The sequence below is a fragment of the Aquabacterium soli genome, assembly GCF_003933735.1.
Lineage (GTDB): Bacteria > Pseudomonadota > Gammaproteobacteria > Burkholderiales > Burkholderiaceae_C > Aquabacterium > Aquabacterium soli.
In genome coordinates, this window is sequence record NZ_RSED01000004.1 from 119,671 (window position 1) to 136,857 (window position 17,187).

A 17,187-nucleotide genomic window follows, 5' to 3' on the forward strand; every position below is an offset into this window, starting at 1 on the left:
GCAGCTGTTTGAGCGCAGCGGCGAAGCCGCGGAGCGAGTTCTGCGGCCCCACCTTGCCGTGAGCACCGCAGGGAAGTTTCGCCGAAGGCGAAACCACCCGAATGAAACCCGGATGGATGCCGGCTCAGCCCCCGCCCCGCGCTCTCACGACAAAGCGCTCAGCCCAAGGCAGGCAAAGGACACAAACCTCACGCCGCCACACCATCCAGCTTGAACACCGCCACAGCCTGCGCCAGTTGATCGGCCTGGCGCGCCAGCCCTTCGGCCGCCGCAGCAGTCTCCTCCACCAACGCCGCATTGCGCTGCGTCGATTCGTCCAGCACCCCGATCGCGGTGTTGATCTGCGCGATCCCCTGGTTCTGCTCCGAACTGGAGTTGGTGATCTGCCCCACCAGTTCGGTGACGCGCCGCACCTGCTGCACCACCTGCTCGATCGTCGTGCCCGTGCTGTCGACCAGGGCGCTGCCCGATTCGACCTGAGACACGCTGCTGGTGATCAGTTGCTTGATCTCCTTGGCCGCCTCGGCGCTGCGCTGCGCCAGCGAGCGCACCTCGCTGGCCACCACGGCGAAGCCACGGCCCTGCTCGCCAGCGCGGGCGGCCTCCACCGCGGCGTTCAAGGCCAGGATGTTGGTCTGGAACGCGATGCCATCGATCACACCGATGATGTCGGTGATCTTGCGGCTCGACTGCTGGATGCCCGCCATGGTCTGGACCACACGGCTGACGGCCGCACCGCCCTCCACCGCCACGCTGGAAGCTTCGCCGGCCAGGGCATTGGCCTGGTGGGCGTGGTCCGTGCTGTGCTGCATGGTCGCCACGATCTGGTCCACCGACGACGCCGTTTCCTGCAGGCTCGCGGAAGCCTGCTCGGTGCGTGAGCTCAGCGCCGCGTTGCCCGAGGCGATCTCGCCCGAGGCCGCACGGATGGCGTCGGTGGCCTGCTGCACCTGCGCCATCGCATCGCCGATCCGGGTCAGTGATTCGCGCAGGGTGCGCACCACCCGTGCCTGCCCGCGCTGGGGCGGCAGGCGCAGGTTGATGCGCCCATCATCGGCCTGCAGGCTCTCGGCGATCTCCATCAATTCTTCGGCGGTGTCGAACTCACCCTTGGCGCGGGCCGCCAGGAACAGCAACACGCCGGCTTCTGCCACCACGAACAAGGCATGCTCGATCACGCGGAAAAAGCTGGCCTCTCCGAAACACATGGGGCCCCAGCCCCAGGCCTGGAACTGGTTGAAGCTCAGGTGGTGCACGGCGATCGTCGCGGCCCCGGCGATGATGGGCAAGGCGCGCCGGTACACCACCAGGCAGGCCATGAAGGCGAACACGGCGAAGTGCGCCTCGTTGTGTCCTCGCGCCACATGGATCATCAAACCCACCATGGCCATGCCCAGGAAAGGCAACCCGACCAGACTGGCGACACCGCCTCGCGACCATGCGGCCACGCCGGCACTGGCGGCCAGCAGGATCATTCCGACGACCAGGCCCAGGACAAAGTTGTCGAACCGCGCGCCATACGCCAGCACCCCCACGAACACGGTGCCGATGCCCGCCAGCACGACGGTGTCGTTGCGGCGAAACAGGGTGGAGCGGGAGCTGCGTGCTTGGGACATGCGGATGCCTCTTGATCGAATCCGGGTTTGAAACTGATCCTCTCTATCGGCAGCCAGGACCTCTTCTTTAGATCTTCGGACAATCCGGCATCGGTACGCCAAGCCTCAGAAGCGGTAGGCCAGGCGCAGCCCGCCCCAGTGCCGGCCCTTGACCATGATGGGCGCCGAGGCCTCTTTGAGCATGACGAAGTTGCCGCCGCCCATGTCGCGCCGGTAGGTCTGCAGCAGGAAGGGGCGCTGGTTGCGCGCCGAGGCCAGGCCCGTGCGGTCGTTGAAGATGCGCCGCCAGCGCGAGTGGGCGGTGTTCCAGACCACGTCGCCCTGGCGCTGCGGCTGGCAGTATTGGCGGTTGTGCGTGGCGATGTAGCCGTTGCGGTCCGCCCCGATGCAGAACACCACGTTGGGCAGGGCCGTGAGCGCCTGCTCCTGGATGGCGGGGAAGCCACGGTCCGTCACGCTGTTGAAGCGCGCCATCACCTGTGGGGGATTGGTGCCAGCGATGGGCTGATAGCGCTCATCGAACAGGTCGGCCAGGCTGATCTGCCCGGCGTCCACCGCCCGCTCCAGCACCTGGGCGATCTGGGTGGCCGCCTGTTGGGCCAGCTCGATGTAGGGCGTGTCGGCGGTCTGCACACCGCAGGATGCGATCGCCTCCATCAATGTCTCGGACACGCCCAGCACCACCTCGCTGCGGCGCATGGCCTGGCCCAGCGCGTTGCGGGTCTTGGAGAGCTCGCCCGCCATGGCGGCAGCCTGTTCATGGATGCCGCCGGACACACGCATGCTCTGCGTGGCGGCATCACCGATGCGGGCCACCCCGAGCTCCACGGCCGACAGCGCCGACTGGAAGCGACCCTGCGCGCCCGGCTGCGCGTCCTGGTCCCACCGGATGTCCCGGGCCAGGGACTGGATGCGTTTGTCCAGGTCGGCCACGGTGCCCATGATGGCCTTGGAAGTGGACTCCACCTGCGTGGACAGGTCCTTCACGGCATCGGCCACGACCGAGAAACCGCGTCCGGCCTCGCCTGCGCGCTTGGCCTCGACCGAGGCGTTGAAGGCCACCAGCCGGGTCTGCAGGGCGATCTGCGTGATCTGCTGGGCGGCCTTGGCCACATCCCGCAGCGTATCGACCACCCCGGCCACTTCCTGTCCCACGGACTCGACCGCCTCGCGGGCCTGGCCCACGGAGGACTGGCTGCCCGCGGTGACCTCGTGGATCAGATCCTGGGCGGCGCGGATGTCCTGCAGGTGCTTGACGAGGGCCGCCAGCGAGTCCTGCTGGCGGGTGGCCACGGCGGTGGTGTCTTCGAGCATGCCGCGCAGTTGAGCCGCTTCGAGGCCCAGGCCGGCGGTGTCGCGCTGCAGCCGTTCAGCCAGTTCGATCGCATCACGCGACACGGCGGTGGGCACCGCGGGCACGACCTGCTCGGAAAGGGCCAACGCCCGTTCAGCGACGGGCTCTTTTTTCTTCAGGAACGACAAGGGCATGGGGATCCCATCAAACGCGGGACCGCGCCCGCGTCGCCCTCAGAGGCCACGTGCGCGCCGTTCCGCCAGACCTCGCCCGGAGAAAACGCCGTGGCCGGAAACGCCGGTCACCAAGCCCTGAGCTTCACACGCAGCCGGGCGATGGACTGGCTGTGAAGCTGACACACACGAGATTCGGTCACGCCGAGCACCGCAGCGATTTCCTTGAGGTTCATGTCCTGTTCGTAGTACATGCTCATCACGTACTGCTCGCGCTCGGGCAGGTTCTTGATGGCCTCGACCAGGGCTTCGCGCATGCGGTGGTCCTGCAGCAGGCTGAGCGGATCGTTGCCCTCGTCGGCCACATGGCGGTCAAGGTAGTCGCTGTCGCCGTCGTCGCCGCTCATGTCCTCCAGGTAGATCAGCTGGGTGCCACGCACCTTGCCGAGCGTTTCCTGGTAGTCGGCCAGCGTGATGCCCATCTCTTTGGCGATTTCGCTCTCGACGGGCGCCCGGCCAAGCTTTTGCTCCAGGCTGCGCACGGCCGATTCGATGTCGCGCTGCTGCTTGCGGTTGCCGCGGCTCATCCAGTCGGCGCCGCGCAGCTCGTCGAGCATGGCGCCACGGATGCGCTGGGTGGCGAAGGTTTCGAACTGCACGCCCTGGCCGGCATCGAAGCGGCTGAGGGCGTCGGTCAGGCCGATCATGCCGACCTGGATCAAGTCATCGATTTCCACGTTGGCCGGCAGCTTGGCGATCATCTGATGGGCCAGACGTCTCACCAAGGGGCTGTACTGGTGGAGCATGGCGTCGATGTCGAGTCGGCCTTTGGCGGTATACATGTTCTGCTCCATGAACGTCTTGTCGTCAATTGAACACCGGTGTGGCACGGGAAGGCAAGGCGGCTCCCGGTGACATCAGTTGATCAAAGGCGGATTCTCCCAGCGTATGCGGCAGCGCGCAGCGCAGCAGGTCGGCGGCCATGTCCAGGAAGGCGGCGCTCGGGTCCTGTGCAGCAGGCTCCATCGGGTTCATCTGCAGCCAGTCGCGCTGGGCGGCCCCCAGGAAATTGTCGGCGCACTGGCCCAGGCGCTGGGCAATCTGCGCGCCCACAGGCGAGCCCGGACCGGCACACACCAGCAGGTCGTAAGACATCCAGCGCGCGCGCTGCACGATGGTCTTGATGGCAGCGTAGGCGTGGGTGAGGCCGGCGGCGTGCTCGTCGGTGAACAGCAGCGGACGCATGTTCAGGCCCGCGCTGCGCTGGCCCAGCACGCGCACCAGCTCACTGGCCGAGGCGTGCAGCAGCACCACATCCATCTGCGGGGCAGCGTCGCCCAGGGCCGTGATCAGGGAGGCACTGCTGCCCTGTGCATCCACATGGCGCAATGGCAGGCCTTTGGCCGGCATGTAGTGCACATCCTCGGTCAAGTGTTCAATGCCTTCGGCCATGTCGAAACCGGCCAGCTCGGACGGGGCCCTCGCCCGCTCACCGGCGTCCACCACCAGGGTCTTGAGGCCGAAGCCGGCAAACGCCGCGCACAAGCGCTCGAGCACCACACCACCGAACATCACCTGCGGATTGGAGACGACCGGGATGAAGCGGACCACACGGCTGGGAAACATCTGACGCAGGCCATGCGCCTGGTCGACGGGCCGGCTGGGACTGCTGGATGAGCGCGCGGAACTGGTCATGTGGCAGGCTCGATCAGACCATGTGTTGCGAAGACGACGGGGCGTCGAAAGTGGCCGGGGCGGCGAACACGAGGCTCACCTCGCTGGCATCCAGACGATAGGCCGGATTGAGGCTGGCGCGCAAGGCCCGGTGCACCAAAGATGCCGCCGACAGACGATGCCAATCTTCAGGCACCCGTTGTCCGTTGGCGACGCCGAGCACCTTGAGCTTGTGACGAATTAACGCATCCAGGGCCGGACCGAGCTTCACGGCTTCGTCCAGCTTGGACAACACGATACCTGCACAGGATGCCGCCTGATAAGAAACCATGACATCTTCGATGGCGTCGCCCTGGGCGGCGGTGTTGATCACCAGCAGCTTCTTGATGCTCTGGTGGGAGACCATTTCCAGCAGTTCGCGGGTGCGGGCATCGCGTTGGGGCATGCCGGCCGTGTCGATCAGGATCAGCTTCTTGCCCGACAGCAGCTCGAGCAGGTCTTCCAGCGCAGCGCGGTCGTGGGCGATGTGCACGGGCACGCCCAGGATGCGGCCATAGGCGCGCAGCTGTTCGTGGGCGCCCATCCGGTAGGCGTCCAGGGTGATCAGGCCCAGGTTGTGGGCACCGTGCTTGGCGGCGAACAGGGCGGCCAGCTTGGCGGTGGTGGTGGTCTTGCCCACGCCGGTCGAGCCGATCAGGGCGAACACGCCACCCTGGTCTTCGATGTTGGGCTCGTGGTCGGCGGTGTTCAGGTTGCGCTGCAGCACCTGGGCGCTCCAGCTGGTCTCGTCGACCTTGCCGGCGATCACGTCACGCGGCATGCCGTCGAGCATCTTGCGGATCAGCACGGGCGAGAAGCCGCCGTCCAGCAGGCGCTGGGCCATCAGGGCCTGGCTGGGCGTGCGCTGCAGCTTGTCCACGAAGGCCATGGTCTCGAAGCGCTCCTTCATCAGGGCGCGCATCTCGCGCAGCTCGCTGAGCATGGAGGCGTTGGCGGTCTGGGCGGCCACCAGGGCTTCGCGGGCGGCCTCGTCGGCCACGGGCATGGCGGCCTTGGCCGGGGCGGCGCGCTTGACCATGTTGTCCATGCGCAGGTCGTCATCCGTCCAGCCGGCGGAAGCCGCGGCGGCACGGGCGGTGGCACGGGGCTGCGGGGCTTGCGCCGCAGCCTGGGTGGGGCGGGCGATCAGGGCATCGCGGGCGGCCTGGGCCGCTTCGGCCGCCTGTGCTTCGCGCTGGTTCTTCACCAAGCGCAAGGCGGGGCCGGACAGGTCCAGATCGGATTCGGGCAGGGCCACGGAGGGCAGCAGATCGGAGGCACGGGGGGCGGCCGGGGCCACGCGCTGGGCCAGTTGCTCTTCGGGCGACTGGGCCATTTCGGGCTCCATGCGGGCCTTCAGGGCGGCCTGGCGGCGCTTGAGCATGCGCTCACGCACATATTCCTGGAACGACAGGGTGCTCATGGCCAGTTGGCGCACATCGTCCTGCACCGAGCTGGCCAGCGAGGCGACCGAGCCACGGGCGCTCTTGTCGGCGGCCGTCGCACGGGCGGCAGGCGCATCGGCTTCTGCACGGGCGGCCAGGCCACGGGCGGCGGCGGGCTTCGCGGCCACCTTGGCTGCCACGGGCTCCTGCGGCTCGTGGTGTTCGGCTTCCAGGCGGTCGATGGCGGCCATGCCGTCAGCGCCCATCGCCATGATCTCCACACCACCCTCGGCTGCCGGCTTGGTCGACAGCACCACGGCTTCATCGCCAAAGACCTGGCGAACCTTCTGCATGGCCTCGCGTGAGGTGCGTCCAGTAAAACGTTTGACGTTCATGCGTGGCCTCCAATCAAGGTGCCGATGCGGATGGAGTGGGTTTCAGGAATCTCGCTGTGCCCCAGCACTTTCAGACGGGGCGCGGCACGCTTGAGCAAGCGGGCCACCGACGGACGGATCACGTCCGGGACAAGCAGACAGGCCGGGTGGCCCAGGTTCTCCTGACGCTGCGAGGCATCCGCGGCCTGCCGTGTCAGGTGATCGGCCACGCCCGGATCGAGCATGGGACCATTCGGGGAAGTGAGTGCCTGGGTCAGCAGGCGCTCCAGATCGGGTTCGATGGCGATGACGTCCAGTTCGCGGACGGGGCCGTAGATCTGCTGGACGATGGCCGGGGCCAGACCGACGCGGATGCGGCGGGCCAGCTCGATGGCGTCGTGGCCGATGTTGGGCGACAGGGAGACCTGCTCGGCCAGCGTCTCGATGATCGAACGCATGTCGCGAATGTGCACACCCTCTTCCAGCAGCAGCTGGAGGATTTTCTGGAGCGTTGCAATACCAACCATCTTGGGGACCACGTCTTCGATCAGTTTGGGAGCCAGTTTCGTCACATGTTCGACCAGTTGCTGGGTTTCGACTCGGCCCAGCAGCTTGGCCGCTTGCATTTGCATCAAGTGTGAGAGATGTGTGGCCACGACAGTCGAGGAATCAACGACCGTGTACCCCGCCATTTGCGCCGCTTCCCGTTGCCGTTCTTCCACCCAGACGGCCGGCAGGCCGAAGGCGGGGTCCGTTGCCGCCGTGCCTGGCAGGGCATTGACCACGTGGCCGGGGTTGATGGCCATCAGCATGCCGGGAAACACCTCGCCTTCGCCCACCACGGCACCGCGCAGGGTGATGCGGTAGACGCTGGGGCGCAGCTCCAGGTTGTCCTTGATGTGCACGGAAGGCGGCAAAAAGCCCACTTCCTGCGCGAACTTGCGCCGAACGCCCTTGATCCGGTTCAGCAGGTCGCCGCCGCGGTCCTTGTCGACCAGCTGGATCAGGCGGTAGCCCACTTCCAGGCCCAGGGTGTCCACGGGCTGCAGATCCTCCCAGGTGGCCTCGCCGTTGGGGTTGGCGGCAGCCTCGGCGGGCTTGTCCACCGGCTTGGGGGCGTTGAGGGCGGCCTGCGCGGTCTGGTGCATCTTCCAGGACCACCAGGCCATGCCGGCGCCGATCGGCCCGAAGATCAGCAAAGGCATGCCCGGGATCAGGCCCAACAGGCAGATCACACCAGACGCCACGCCCATGACCTTGGGGTTCTTGAACATTTGGCCGGCGATCTGCGAGCCCACGTCCTGGTCCTTGCCGACCCGGGACACCACCATGGCGGAGGCCACCGAGATCAGCAGCGAGGGGATCTGGGCCACCAGCGCGTCACCGACGGCCAGCAGGATGTAGGTGCTGGCCGCATCGCCGGCCGACAGCCCGTGCTGGGCCACACCGATGATGAAGCCGCCGATGATGTTGATGAACAGGATCAGGATGCCGGCGATGGCGTCGCCGCGCACGAATTTGGACGCACCGTCCATGGAACCGTGAAATTCTGCCTCTTCGCCCACTTCCAGGCGGCGGCGCTTGGCCTCCTTCTCATCGATCAGGCCGGCGCTCAGGTCGGCGTCGATGGCCATCTGCTTGCCGGGCATGGCGTCCAGGGTGAAGCGGGCACTGACTTCGGCGATCCGCTCGGCGCCCTTCGTGATCACCACGAAGTTGATGATCACCAGGATGGCGAACACGATCAGGCCGACGGCGAAGTTGCCGCCGATCAGCACGTGGCCGAAGGATTCGATCACCTGGCCGGCTGCACCCGTGCCGGTATGGCCGTGCATCAGCACCACGCGGGTGGAGGCCACGTTCAGCGACAGGCGCAACAGGGTGGTCAGCAGCAGCACCGCCGGGAACGCCGCGAAATCCAGCGGACGCAGCATGGTGGCCGCCACCATCATCACCATCAGGGCCATGGCGATGTTGAAGGTGAAGAAGATGTCCAGCACCAGCGGCGGCAGCGGCAGCACCATCATCACCAGGATCATCAGCACCACGATGGGTGCTGCCAGGCCCTGGATCACCTTCGCGTCGCGCCCGGACATGGCGCGCAGACGGTTCAGCCACTCGTTCATTCTTCAGACTCCTCGGCAGCGGCCGCGGGGCGGCGGCGTCCAGCCATCGGGTTTTCCTTGGGATCCATGTCACGCGGTATGTCCAGATCGGGCATGCCGGGCAGCGGGGCCTTGCCGGACAGCGCGGCCTTGAGCTGGTACACATAGGCCAGCACCTGCGCCACAGCGCTGTACAGGGCCATGGGCACTTCGTGATCGACTTCACAGTGCGCGTACAGCGCACGGGCCAGCGGGGGGGCTTCCAGCACGGGCACCTTGTGCTCCGTGGCCACGTCGCGGATCTTCATCGCCAGCACGTCCAGGCCCTTGGCGATCACGCGCGGGGCATTCATGGTGGCGTCGTCGTACTTCAGGGCCACGGCGTAGTGGGTGGGGTTCATCACCACCAGGTCGGCCTGCGGCACGGCGGCCAGCATGCGCTTGCGTGACATTTCACGCATGCGCTGCTTGATGCGGCCCTTGACCTCCATGTTGCCTTCCTGCTGCTTGAACTCGTCCTTCATCTCCTGGTGGCTCATCTTCATGCGGTTCATGAACATGAAGCGCTGCAGGGGCCAGTCGATCAGGGCGAAGCCGGCCATCACGGTCAGCATCACCAGCAGCACATGGCGGAAGGTCGAGCCCATGTCGCTCAAGGCAGCCGGCAGGGGCTGGGCCAGCAGCTGCACCAGGTCGGGCCAGTTCTTCCACAACAGGGTGGCACCCACGGCGCCCATGATCAAAGCCAGCAGGCTGGCCTTGAGCGCGTCGATCATCTGCTGCTTGGAGAAGACGTTGGCGATGCCGCTCAGAGGGTTGAGCTTGGAGAACTTGGGGGCGACGATCTTGAAGCTCATCACCCAGCCACCGGCGATCACGCTGGAAGCCGCGGCGGCCATGGCGACCCCCAGGCCCACAGGCACCACCAGCATCATGGCCATGCTGCTCCACACGCCCAGGCGCTCGAGCATCATCTCGGGTGCGGCCACGGTGCGGGCATCGAAACGAAAGCCCGCGTTCATCAGCACGCTCAGGCGGTCCATCCACCAGGGCGTCAGGAACACCAGCACGCTGGTTGCAGACAGGATCACCAGGAAATGGCCCAGGTCTTTGGAACGGACGATCTGGCCGTCTTCCCGGGCTTTCTTCAGTTTCCGCTCCGAGGCGGGTAACTGTTTGTCCTGATTGTCCTGGTCGGCCATGGCGTGCGAGCGAAGTACTTCGTCCTAGAGCCTGAATTCTTGCCCCCCGCCGGAAATTCTTTAGCCGGATAAACCGGGGCCGACACAGTCAATTCGCCCCTGTGAAACGCCACCATGTGCAAACCCCGCCGCCGTCCGTGACAAGACTCACATGGGGAGCCTGCAGCCGCCTGAACCCTCCCAGATCTGCGATCCCATGAAAAAGGGCGGGGCCACCTGTGGCACCCGCCTCTCAATGGTCAGCCGAGGCCGACGCCTGCCGTCAGTCCAGCGACAGCACCACCTTCACCGAGGGATCCACGGCGGATTTCTCGATGTAGCCGATGGCGTTGGGGTTACCGGCCACGAACTTCTTCACGTCGGCCGACGTGGCCATTTCCTTCGGGGGCACGCCCTTGCCGGAAAAGGTGAGGCGGGCCCAGGTGGCCTTGACCTGTGCACCGTTTTTGCCCGTGGCCTTGGTATAGAAGTGATCCCGCGCCGGGTTGGAGTCAGGCAGGTCGGCCAGGGCCGCTGCGCCGCCACCGGGCAGCGTGTTGGTCTTGCCCAGGTACACGCCGGACACCTGGTCTTCGGTCAGGGGGCCGACGGGGCTCTTGGCACCCACCACCACCGCCACCTGCGCGAAAGACGCGTGCGAGGCCAGGGCCAGCATGGCTGCCAAGGCAGAGGAGATCAGAGATTTGCTGTACATCATGATGTGTCGTTCTCCCTGGTTCAGAACACGAAGTCGACACTGACGCTCAGCACGTTCACGCTGTCGCCGTTCAGGGATGTGCCGGGCGCAGCCACGAACTGGCCCACCCCGCCGTCCTTGGGCGTGATGTGCTCCAGCTGGGCCTTGAGCGAGGCGCTCTTCCAGGCATCCCAGCGGGCACCCACAGCCACCGAGCGCTGACCGCTGGTGCGGACATCGTTCAGCACCGTTCCGACGCCACTGGACAAGGCCACCAGCGAGCTGCTGAAGCCTCCCAGTGCAGCGGCTGCCGGGGCGAAACCATTGGACGCCACGCCGGACACCTTCAGTTCCGAGGCATAGGCGAAGGGGGTGACCTTGCCCATGCGGTATCCCGCAGAGGCGTACCAACCCTTGGATGTGCCCAGATAGGCATCGATGTAGCGACGCGTGAACTCGGCATTGAGCTGCCAATTGCCCACATCCCAGCTGGCGCCGACACCGGAGAACGTGGCACGGCGTCCGCTGATGTCGAACTCATCGAGCGTGTCGCTCAGTCCCGGGCCGTAGGCAGCGGCTGCAGGCGCGCCGAAGGCACCGCCGTTCACAGCGGTGGACGCAGTGCCGCCATTGGCTTGCAAGGTGCGCAGGGTCGGGCTGCCAATGGACAACTTGCCCACCGCATGTCCGGCACGCAGGGTGAGCCCGTTGTCGAGTTCGGCCGTCAGGTTCAGACCCACCGTGTCACGGATGGTCACGTCCGTGTTGCGCTCCAGCGTGGCGCGCGACAGGCCGCCCCACAGCTGCGCCGACACGTTGGCCGAGCCGACCGCATGCTGCACGATCACATCGGCGCCACTGACATTGCTGACAGGCACCTGGCCATAGGTTTCCAGGGGCGGACGCACCCACAGGTTGGCGTAGTTCACGTCCCGGTAGTCGGAGATCATGAAGAATGGCGCGCCGATGCGGCCCGCGCGAATGCCCACGGAAGGCATCACCTGCGCCTTGACGAAGGCCCACTCGATGTTGGGGTTGTAGTTGCCCTTGCCGTTGTACTTCGAGATCACCTGCACGGTGCCCGAGAACATCGGATTGAGCTGGTAGGAGCCTTGCACGCCAATGCGCGAATCCACGCCAAAGTCCAGCGACTTCTTGGCGCCCGTGGGCTGGCCAGGGGTCACGAACTCAACGTCGCTGTTGTCTGTGACCACGCCACCGAAGGTGCCGAAACCGGAAAAACGGAAGGCCGAATCGTCGGCCTGGGCCTGCGCGCAGGCGAGGATCAGCGTGGACACCGCCATGCCGACTTTTGTGTGTCTGCTCAGCACCATATGAAGGGGTTCTCCTTGTAAGACCATGAATGCAACCCCGCAGGCCAGAAATACTCAAAGCAGCAGAATTGCGAGAGACGCCCGACTCCGGGCGTCGCGTTCACTTTTCGTCATGAACGGTTGGGACTTTAGGACGGCCGGTGTAACACCCATGTCGTGAAAAGACCCGGCCACCACACCGGTATTCCGTGTTTGAAACGCCCATGAAGAAGGCGGCCCGCAGGCCGCCTGTGCTGGGTACTGGTCAGAGGGCCCGACCGAGTGAGCGTTTCATTCCATCGTGGCGGGCACCACCGTCCACTGCTGGCGCACATGGCCGTTCGGATCCACGCTCTCCATGTGCACCGGGAAGCCCCACAGCCGCGACACGTGCTTGAGCACCTCGCGCGTGCCCTCGGCCAGCGGCCGGTTGTTGTGCTGCGTGTGCCGCAGGGTCAGCGAGCGGTCTCCGCGAAGGTTCACGCTCCACACCTGGATGTTGGGCTCGCGCGATCCCAGGTCGTACTGGCGTGACAGCGCTTCACGCAGGTTGCGGTAGCCGGCCTCGTCATGGATGGCCGACACCTCCAGTTCTGAGTCGTCCTCGTCATCGTGGATGGCGAACAGGCGGAAATCACGCATCACCTTGGGCGACAGGAACTGGCCTACGAAGCTCTCGTCCTTGAAATTTCGCATGGCGTAATCCAGGGTCTTGAGCCAGGCATGGTCGCCCGGTGCGGCGCCTTCGGCGGATCCGGCGAAATCCGGGAACCAGTGCCTGTCTTCATCCGTGGGCTTCTCGCAGATGCGCTTCAGATCGGTGTACATCGCGAAGCCCAGCGCGTACGGGTTGAGCCCGCTGTAGGCGCGGTGCCCCACCGGCGGCTGGAACACCACGTTGGTGTGCGACTGCAGCCACTCCAGCATGATGCCGTCGGCCAGGTAGCCCTTGTCGTACATGGTGTTGAGCAGGGTGTAGTGCCAGAAGGTGGCCCAGCCCTCGTTCATCACCTGGGTCTGGCGCTGCGGGTAGAAGTACTGCGCCACCTTGCGCACGATGCGCACGATCTCGCGCTGCCAGGGCTCCAGCAGGGGCGCATGCTTCTCGATGAAGTACAGCAGGTTCTCCTGCGGCTCGGCCGGGAAGCGGCGCACGGCCTCTTCTTCCGGCCGGTCGGCGCGCCGCGGCAAGGTGCGCCACAGGTCATTGACCTGCTGCTGCAGGTAGGCCTCGCGCTCGTCGCGGCGGGCCAGTTCCTTGTCGAGCGAAAGCTTGCTCGGGCGACGATAGCGGTCCACCCCGTGGTTCATCAGCGCGTGGCAGGAATCGAGCGTTTCCTCCACCAGATCGACGCCATAGCGCTCTTCGCACTGCGCCACGTAGTTCTTGGCGTAGACCAGGTAGTCGATGATGGAGCCCGCATCCGTCCACATGCGGAACAGGTAGTTGCCCTTGAAGAAGCTGTTGTGTCCGTAGGCCGCGTGTGCGATCACCAGGGCCTGCATGGCCATGGTGTTCTCCTCCATCAGGTAGCTGATGCAGGGGTTGGAGTTGATGACGATCTCGTAGGCCAGGCCCATGTAGCCGCGGCGGTAGTTCTTCTCCGTGGCGATGAACTCCTTGCCGTAGGACCAGTGCCGGTAGTTCACCGGCATGCCTACGCTGGCGTAGGCGTCCATCATCTGCTCGGCCGTGATGATCTCGAGCTGGTTGGGGTAAGTGTCCAGCTTGAAGCTCTCGGCCGTCTGGCGGATCACCGTGTGGTAATCGTGGATCAGCTCGAAGGTCCAGTCAGAGGGAGCGGGCAGCTGATGGCCTTGAAGTTGGGCATTCATGCTTCCACCCCTTCCTTCTTGAACAACTCGCGGAATACCGGGTAGATCTGCGCCGGGTCCAGCACCTTGCGCATCGCGAAGTGCTTGTGGCGCTCGGCCAGGGCCAGGTACTCGTCCCACAGGTTCTGCTCGGTCTGCGCCACCTGCACATAGGCGTAGTAGCGCACCAGCGGCAGTATCTTGTCTTCCAGGATCTGGCTGCAGCGGCTGGAATCGTGATGCCAGTTGTCGCCATCGCTGGCCTGCGCCACGTACAGGTTCCACTCGCTGGTCGGGTAGCGCGCCTGGATCACCTCGTCCAGCAGCACCAGCGCGCTGGACACCACCGTGCCGCCGGTTTCGGTGGCGTGGAAGAACTCGTCTTCAGTCACTTCCTGCGCCTGCGTGTGGTGGCGGATGAAGACCAGCTCGATGTGGTCGTAGTGCCGAGTCAGGAACAGGTACAGCAGGATGAAGAAGCGCTTGGACAGCTCCTTGCGCTGCTCGTCCATCGAGCCGGACACGTCCATCACGCAGAACATCACGGCCTTGGTGGTGGGCACCGGCACCTTGATGCGACTGCGAAAGCGCAGGTCGATCGGATCCAGGAAGGGGATGCCCATCATGCGGCCACGCAGGTGGTGCAGGCGGGCCTCGATCTGCTCGATCTCCAGGGCATGGTCGCGCAGCAAGGCGGCATCACCACCGTCTGCCGCACCGTGCAACTCCGCCAGCCGCTCTTCGAGCTCGCGGATCTCGTTGCGCGAAGAAGCGCCCAGGGCAATGCGCCGGCCCAAGGCCCCGCGCATGGAGCGCACCACGTGCAGGTTGTTGGGCGTGCCGTCGCTGGAATAGCCGGCGCGCTGGCTTTTCCACTCGGGCACCTCGGCCAGCGCGGTGCGCACCAGGTTGGGCAAGGCCAGATCCTCGAAGAAGACCTGCATGAACTCTTCCTTGCTCAGCGAGAAGACGAAGTCGTCTTCACCCTCGCCATCGTCGCTGGCCTGGCTGCCGCCACCGCCCTGCCCGCCCCCGCCTTGCGGCCGCTCGATACGGTCGCCGCGCACGTACTCGCGGTTGCCGGGGTGCACCATGTCGCGGATGCCGCCCTGGCCATGGCCGAAGACCGGCTCGGACAGGTCTCGCTTCGGGATGGTGATGTCCTCGCCTTTTTCGATGTCGCGGATGCTGCGGCCATTGATGGCGCGCTGCACGGCCTCGCGCACCTGGTCCTTGTAGCGGCGCAGGAAGCGCTCACGGTTGCCGATGGACTTGTTCTTGCCCGCCAGCCGCCGGTCGATGATGTGCTGCATGGTCATGTGCGCTCCCTCCCCGTGACAAACCCGGGGCGGCGCATCCAACAGCGCTGGCCTCGCTGGGGACGGCCCACCCGGGGGCCCGTCGTCTGCTCTGCTGCTGCACCTTGCCGCATAGGTCTCCGATCAGGTCATGACGATTTGCGCACGCGCAAGTACCACTCGCACAGCAGGCGGACCTGCTTGGCGGTGTAGCCCTTCTGGACCATGCGGTTGACGAAGTCCTCATGCTTCTTGACCTCGTCGGCGCTGGCCTTGGCGTTGAAGCTGATGACCGGCAACAACTCTTCGGTGTTGCTGAACATCTTCTTCTCGATCACGGTGCGCAGCTTCTCGTAGCTGGTCCACAGCGGGTTCTTGCCACCGTTGTTGGCCCGGGCGCGCAACACGAAGTTGACGATCTCGTTGCGGAAATCCTTCGGGTTGGAGATGCCAGCCGGCTTCTCGATCTTCTCGAGCTCGGCATTGAGCGAGCCGCGGTCGAAGATCTCGCCCGTGTCGGTGTCCCGGTACTCCTGGTCCTGGATCCAGTAGTCTGCGTAGGTCACATAGCGGTCGAAGATGTTCTGGCCATACTCGGAATAGCTTTCCAGGTAGGCCGTCTGGATCTCCTTGCCGATGAACTCGGCGTAGCGCGGCGACAGCATCTCCTTGATGTAGGCGATGAACTTCTGCTCCAGCTCGGGCGGGAACTGCTCGCGCTCGATCTGCTGCTCCAGCACGTACATCAGGTGCACCGGGTTGGCCGCGACCTCGGCGCTGTCGAAGTTGAACACCTTGGAGATGATCTTGAAGGCGAAGCGCGTGGAAATGCCGCTCATGCCTTCATCCACCCCCGCGTAGTCGCGGTACTCCTGGATGGACTTGGCCTTGGGGTCGGTGTCCTTCAGGTTCTCGCCGTCGTAGACCTGCATCTTGCTGTAGATGCTGGAGTTCTCGGGCTCCTTCAGGCGCGTGAGGATGGCGAACTGGCTCATCATCTTCAGCGTGCCCGGGGCGCATGGCGCCTGCGCGAGGGAAGAGCCGCGCACCAGCTTCTCGTAGATCTTGATCTCTTCAGAAGCGCGCAGGCAGTACGGCACCTTGACGATGTAGATCCGGTCGAGGAAGGCCTCGTTGTTCTTGTTGTTGCGGAAGGCCTTCCACTCGCTCTCGTTCGAGTGGGCTAGCACGACGCCGTCGAACGGGATCGCGCCGAAACCTTCCGTGCCCTTGAAGTTGCCTTCCTGCGTGGCCGTCAGCAGCGGGTGCAGCACCTTGATCGGCGCCTTGAACATTTCCACAAATTCGAGCAGGCCCTGGTTGGCCAGGCACAGGCCACCGGAGTAGCTGTAGGCATCAGGATCGTCCTGCGCATAGGTCTCGAGCTTGCGGATGTCGACCTTGCCCACCAGGCTGGAGATGTCCTGGTTGTTCTCATCACCCGGCTCGGTCTTGGCGATGCCGACCTGCTTGAGGATGCTGGGGTAGCGCTTGACGACACGGAACTGGCGGATGTCGCCACCGAACTCGTCGAGGCGCTTGACGGCCCAGGGGCTCAGGATGCGCTGCAGGTAGCGGCGCGGGATGCCGTATTCCTTCTCCAGGATCGGGCCGTCTTCGGTCGGGTCGAACAGGCCCAGCGGAGACTCGTTCACCGGCGAGCCCTTGATGGCGTAGAACGGCACCCGTTCGGCCAGCAGCTTCAGGCGTTCGGCGATGGACGACTTGCCGCCGCCTACCGGTCCCAGCAGATACAGGATCTGCTTCTTTTCTTCCAGGCCCTGGGCGGCGTGGCGGAAGTAGCTCACCACCTGCTCGATGGCCTCTTCCATGCCGAAGAATTCTTCGAAGGCCGGGTAAAGCTTGATGACCTTGTTGGCAAAGATGCGCGACAGGCGCGGATCGTTGCGGGTGTCCACCATCTGCGGCTCACCGATGGCCTGCAGCATGCGCTCGGCCGCTGTGGCGAAGGCGGTCTTGTCCTTCTTGCAGATCTCGAGGTATTCCTCGAGCGAATACTCTTCTTCGCGGGTGCGCTCGTAGCGAGCGGCGAAGTTGCTGATCACGTCCATGCATACCTCCGGTCCATCGTCACAGAGAGTCGATGCACTGAGGTGCCTCCGCCAGATCCGCACTGGTGAGACGCACGTGGAGTGCATCGTCATGTCACCAAAGATCGATCAAATCACAGTTGGTTCAATCGGGGAGAAACCAGGGTTTCGG

At 65.2% G+C, this 17,187-nt stretch carries 12 protein-coding genes; all 12 read right to left on the reverse strand.

The window, feature by feature from the left end; all coding sequences use genetic code 11:
* Nucleotides 1–188: 188 nt before the first annotated feature.
* The 12 genes from EIP75_RS24830 to EIP75_RS06275 all read right to left on the reverse strand — a co-directional run bounded on the left by EIP75_RS24830 (nt 189) and on the right by EIP75_RS06275 (nt 17,036).
* Entirely contained in the window at nt 189–1,616 is a 1,428-nt protein-coding gene (locus EIP75_RS24830; protein ID WP_125242378.1) for a methyl-accepting chemotaxis protein, read from the reverse strand.
* Nucleotides 1,617–1,721: 105 nt separating this feature from the next.
* Entirely contained in the window at nt 1,722–3,104 is a 1,383-nt protein-coding gene (locus tag EIP75_RS06225; protein WP_125242379.1) for a methyl-accepting chemotaxis protein, read from the reverse strand.
* Between the two features lie 107 nt (nt 3,105–3,211).
* Nucleotides 3,212–3,925, reverse strand: coding sequence for an RNA polymerase sigma factor FliA (locus EIP75_RS06230; RefSeq protein ID WP_125242380.1), 714 nt, complete (start codon nt 3,923–3,925; stop codon nt 3,212–3,214).
* Between the two features lie 25 nt (nt 3,926–3,950).
* Entirely contained in the window at nt 3,951–4,778 is an 828-nt protein-coding gene (locus EIP75_RS06235; protein WP_125242381.1) for a flagellar biosynthesis protein, read from the reverse strand.
* 13 nt (nt 4,779–4,791) lie between these two features.
* A complete protein-coding gene (flhF, locus tag EIP75_RS06240; protein ID WP_125242382.1) occupies nt 4,792–6,576 on the reverse strand; it encodes a flagellar biosynthesis GTPase FlhF in 1,785 nt (594 codons plus the stop codon).
* Entirely contained in the window at nt 6,573–8,681 is a 2,109-nt protein-coding gene (flhA, locus tag EIP75_RS06245; protein WP_125242383.1) for a flagellar biosynthesis protein FlhA, read from the reverse strand. The genes flhF and flhA overlap by 4 nt, the downstream gene beginning before the upstream one ends.
* Nucleotides 8,678–9,862, reverse strand: a complete 1,185-nt coding sequence (gene flhB / locus EIP75_RS06250) for a flagellar biosynthesis protein FlhB (RefSeq protein WP_125242384.1) — start codon at nt 9,860–9,862, stop codon at nt 8,678–8,680. The genes flhA and flhB overlap by 4 nt, the downstream gene beginning before the upstream one ends.
* A 262-nt stretch (nt 9,863–10,124) precedes the next feature.
* Nucleotides 10,125–10,559: a type 2 periplasmic-binding domain-containing protein gene (locus tag EIP75_RS06255; protein WP_125242385.1), complete on the reverse strand. Its 435-nt coding sequence runs from the start codon at nt 10,557–10,559 to the stop codon at nt 10,125–10,127.
* Nucleotides 10,560–10,579: 20 nt separating this feature from the next.
* Complete coding sequence (locus EIP75_RS06260) at nt 10,580–11,872, reverse strand: hypothetical protein (protein ID WP_148100961.1); 1,293 nt, start codon at nt 11,870–11,872, stop codon at nt 10,580–10,582.
* A 270-nt stretch (nt 11,873–12,142) separates the two neighbouring features.
* The gene (locus tag EIP75_RS06265) at nt 12,143–13,687 is read right to left on the reverse strand and encodes a SpoVR family protein (RefSeq protein WP_125242387.1); all 1,545 of its coding nucleotides are present in this window, start codon (nt 13,685–13,687) and stop codon (nt 12,143–12,145) included.
* A complete protein-coding gene (locus EIP75_RS06270) occupies nt 13,684–14,979 on the reverse strand; it encodes a YeaH/YhbH family protein (protein ID WP_125242558.1) in 1,296 nt (431 codons plus the stop codon). The genes EIP75_RS06265 and EIP75_RS06270 overlap by 4 nt, the downstream gene beginning before the upstream one ends.
* 134 nt (nt 14,980–15,113) lie before the next feature.
* On the reverse strand, nt 15,114–17,036 hold the full coding sequence (locus EIP75_RS06275) for a PrkA family serine protein kinase (protein WP_125242388.1): 1,923 nt from the start codon (nt 17,034–17,036) through the stop codon (nt 15,114–15,116).
* Between the last annotated feature and the right edge of the window lie 151 nt (nt 17,037–17,187).

Coding starts and splice junctions, on each gene's coding strand:
- EIP75_RS24830 (WP_125242378.1), bottom strand. CDS start 1,616: ATGTCCCAAGCACGCAGCTCCCGCTCCACCCTGTTTCGCCGCAACGAC.
- EIP75_RS06225 (WP_125242379.1), bottom strand. CDS start 3,104: ATGCCCTTGTCGTTCCTGAAGAAAAAAGAGCCCGTCGCTGAACGGGCG.
- EIP75_RS06230 (WP_125242380.1), bottom strand. CDS start 3,925: ATGTATACCGCCAAAGGCCGACTCGACATCGACGCCATGCTCCACCAG.
- EIP75_RS06235 (WP_125242381.1), bottom strand. CDS start 4,778: ATGACCAGTTCCGCGCGCTCATCCAGCAGTCCCAGCCGGCCCGTCGAC.
- flhF (WP_125242382.1), bottom strand. CDS start 6,576: ATGAACGTCAAACGTTTTACTGGACGCACCTCACGCGAGGCCATGCAG.
- flhA (WP_125242383.1), bottom strand. CDS start 8,681: ATGAACGAGTGGCTGAACCGTCTGCGCGCCATGTCCGGGCGCGACGCG.
- flhB (WP_125242384.1), bottom strand. CDS start 9,862: ATGGCCGACCAGGACAATCAGGACAAACAGTTACCCGCCTCGGAGCGG.
- EIP75_RS06255 (WP_125242385.1), bottom strand. CDS start 10,559: ATGATGTACAGCAAATCTCTGATCTCCTCTGCCTTGGCAGCCATGCTG.
- EIP75_RS06260 (WP_148100961.1), bottom strand. CDS start 11,872: ATGGTGCTGAGCAGACACACAAAAGTCGGCATGGCGGTGTCCACGCTG.
- EIP75_RS06265 (WP_125242387.1), bottom strand. CDS start 13,687: ATGAATGCCCAACTTCAAGGCCATCAGCTGCCCGCTCCCTCTGACTGG.
- EIP75_RS06270 (WP_125242558.1), bottom strand. CDS start 14,979: ATGCAGCACATCATCGACCGGCGGCTGGCGGGCAAGAACAAGTCCATC.
- EIP75_RS06275 (WP_125242388.1), bottom strand. CDS start 17,036: ATGGACGTGATCAGCAACTTCGCCGCTCGCTACGAGCGCACCCGCGAA.